5 protein-coding genes are annotated in these 2875 nt (G+C 50.0%); all 5 read right to left on the bottom strand.

The window, feature by feature from the left end:
- The coding region (locus tag ABYT30_RS18005) for a secretin N-terminal domain-containing protein (protein WP_373097870.1) at positions 1-531 on the bottom strand (531 nt) is incomplete at its 3' end.
- Complete coding sequence (gspC, locus tag ABYT30_RS18000) at positions 528-1400, bottom strand: type II secretion system protein GspC (RefSeq protein WP_373097868.1); 873 nt, start codon at positions 1398-1400, stop codon at positions 528-530. The genes gspC and ABYT30_RS18005, both read right to left, overlap by 4 nt.
- 168 nt (positions 1401-1568) lie before the next feature.
- The gene (locus tag ABYT30_RS17995) at positions 1569-1739 is read right to left on the bottom strand and encodes a DUF3012 domain-containing protein (RefSeq protein ID WP_373084411.1); all 171 of its coding nucleotides are present in this window, start codon (positions 1737-1739) and stop codon (positions 1569-1571) included.
- A gap of 99 nt (positions 1740-1838) precedes the next feature.
- Positions 1839-2012, bottom strand: a complete 174-nt coding sequence (locus ABYT30_RS17990) for a rubredoxin (RefSeq protein ID WP_373084409.1) — start codon at positions 2010-2012, stop codon at positions 1839-1841.
- Positions 2013-2188: 176 nt separating this feature from the next.
- On the bottom strand, positions 2189-2875 hold a 687-nt coding region (locus tag ABYT30_RS17985), incomplete at its 5' end, for a hypothetical protein (protein ID WP_373097866.1).

The raw sequence follows: 2875 nt of genomic DNA, 5'->3' as shown, positions 1-2875 counted from the left end.
CATCAAGCGACGGACATTGGATTCGCGGTCGGTGATTAAAATAATATTGGAATCCGCGTAACTGGTAATGACACCAACTTTATTGTCAACCAATGGTCTAAGCGACTTTACGAGTTCATCGGCATCGGCATTTTGGAGCTGCGCTATACGCGTAATAATCGATTCGCTGCGCCCCATGCTATTGCGGCCAAGTTGAACCTCTATACCTTCAATTTTTGCCGCCTGGTTGGGAATCACTTTGAGTATACCGTCGCCTACTTCAATGGCAGAGTAACCTTCAACCCCGAGTTGCAGCAGGAATATTTGGTAAAGCTCCTCGGCATCAAGTTTACGGTGACTCTGCACCGTAATTTTGCCTTTCACGCGACTGTCTACGACAATGGTTTTGCCAGTTAGCTTGGCAACGGTGTCAATGAACTCACCGACATCCACATTTTGCATGTCCAGTTCAAAGCGCTCAGCCAAGGCAGCGCTGGATACAGCAATGAACAGACAAACGGCGATACTTACTTTGAGAAACAAGGATTTCATAGATCAAATCTTTTGGTGAGTATGGTGTCAGTACGCTTGATTAGTAGCTCGTAGGAACTGGTGTTTTCTAACATTTTCATTAATTCTTGGGGAGACATATCAGATAGCGCTTGGCCATTAACCGATAATAAGATATCGCCCGGCTCTAAAGACAGCTGAGAAAACAAACGGGTATCCCGGCCAGGTTTTACTTCATAGCCTGCCAGTTTGCCATTATCCATCACCGGATTAACAGAGAAGAATCGAACCAACTGCAAGGGGCTATTTTGCACAGTGTCCCGAGGATCGCCAACTAATTCACGAATCGCTGCCGTGCTTAAATCTATATTCTCGTCACTACTCGTTCGCCGGGGCGTGGTAGTGGTGCGCAGGCCAGCAGAACCGGCCTTCTGATCCAATTCAATTTTTTCTTGCTTGCGGTTATTCTCAATAATGATGTGGTCTGCCAATACCGCGACCAAGGTAACTGTACCCGGCACCTCAATTTTTTCACCAATGCCGTATGCTTTGGTTTTACTACCATGACGAAGCACAGCAACACCGCGTTCGTCGTTACCGGCAACTAAACCAATAACCGTAATCTTTAATGCGCTGCGCCGAATATCTTTCTGAATTTCTGCCGCAGCGACAGGCGACGTTGGCCGCATACCAAACAGCGGCACTGACAACAAACTCTGTACATCGTAACGCTGCACACTAGACTTAGAGTTCGAGGCGCGTTCAATAGGGCCGGCACTTGGCAACGGCGCGTCCCGGAATACGGCGGCGATTTGCCAACATAAACCCGCCAACACCGCTAGCACCATGGCGGTTAGCGCTGCAGTCAACCATCCAGCCACCCGAGGTGAGAGCATTTTCACCCATGTCATAGACTGCTCCACGTCTCAGATGCCCCCTAGCAAGGGCACTAGGCGCCGAATAGTAGCCGAATAATATGACATCTTTCTTACATCATCCTGTGTAATTGGCAACGCCCAAGGCTTCTAAGGCGTTGCCGCTCGGTATAAAGCGTTGTAAAACCGATCGCAAATAATGTGCTACTTAAAGACACAGTGCTTTGCGTAATCCTTCGCTTCATTAGCAGACCAATCGCCCTTGGCTTTTTTGTCCATGGCGACACACCACGCATCACTGCCAACTTCTGGGGCACAAGCTGCGAGTAAGGCTACCGACAAAAGCAAGGTAATGCCTGTTATTGTTTTCTTCATGGGAATTCCCTAGCGACACAAATATTCACAGAGTGTAACAGAGGGCGACGCCTGCAGGCACGACCCCCAACTCAAAACAGCTGAAAAAACAGCCGCAGTTTAGACTTCGACCATATCAAAGTCGAACTTACTAATGCCGCAATCTGGGCATTCCCAGTCTTCGGGCACATCAGCCCAGGCGGTTCCCGCCGCAATGCCATCATCTGGCCAGCCTTCGGCCTCATCGTACACAAAGCCACAGATAACACATTCCCACTTCTTAAAATCGCTCACTCACATCTCCTTCTTGGGCTTAAAAGCGCCTTACAATCTTCACCATGGCAAACTCAGCCCACTCTTCGAGCCGATAGCTGGCGAGTATACTATCGAAATTGGCCGCCAAATATTAAGTAAATTCAATGCTATATGCTATTAAATCCACGCTAGGGGCTCCACGCGATAGCGCAACCTTATAATCGGAGCAGCATCACCCAGCGCTGATCACCCCGCGCAACGGTAAGCGCCAACTGATTCAGATCCCCAAGCGCGCCATAAATATCGGTAAGGGCCTCGCTGCTGGCAAGATTAAACCCGTTTACGGCGACCACTCGATCCCCCGCCTGCAAGGGCAGTAGCGTGAATAAAGCAGGGTCCTTGCCCGGCGACAAATAATACTTGCGCTCACCAAGTGGGTCGACCCGAATCTCGATATTAACCACTCCCCGCAGGGACAGAGGCCGCTTAAATAAACGCTCGCGGTAATCGCCAAGCAATTTACTCACATCGCGATTCTGACGCAAATCCACGATGTTTGGCGGAGCCACATGCAAACCACCCTCCTCCACAGCCGTTAACGTCAAGCGCCCACCGGTCCGTTCCAAGTTCTGCCCAAGCAGCGCGTAACTCCCACAATTATCAATTAGCACTGCATCGCGGAGGATGCTATTCAGTTTTACGCAAGGTAAAAAAACATCGCCTGCCCGCAGCAGACGCACCTCGCCATCGATACTCAACTGCGCAAAGTCACCTTGGTTGTCACTACCCAACACATTTAGCTGCACAAGCCGCCGAGGCTCAGGGTCTTCGCCAAAGGTGCTGGCATTGTCCGCATTAAAAATGCGCTCCTCTTCATTGGCCGCATTTTTAGCCGGAAATTG

Source organism: Zhongshania sp. (assembly GCF_041623545.1).
In the GTDB taxonomy this organism is placed as follows: Bacteria; Pseudomonadota; Gammaproteobacteria; order Pseudomonadales; family Spongiibacteraceae; genus Spongiibacter.
This window is presented reverse-complemented; position numbering and strand designations above follow the sequence as displayed.

Coding starts and splice junctions, on each gene's coding strand:
- ABYT30_RS17995 (WP_373084411.1), bottom strand. CDS start 1,739: ATGAAGAAAACAATAACAGGCATTACCTTGCTTTTGTCGGTAGCCTTA.
- gspC (WP_373097868.1), bottom strand. CDS start 1,400: ATGACATGGGTGAAAATGCTCTCACCTCGGGTGGCTGGATGGTTGACT.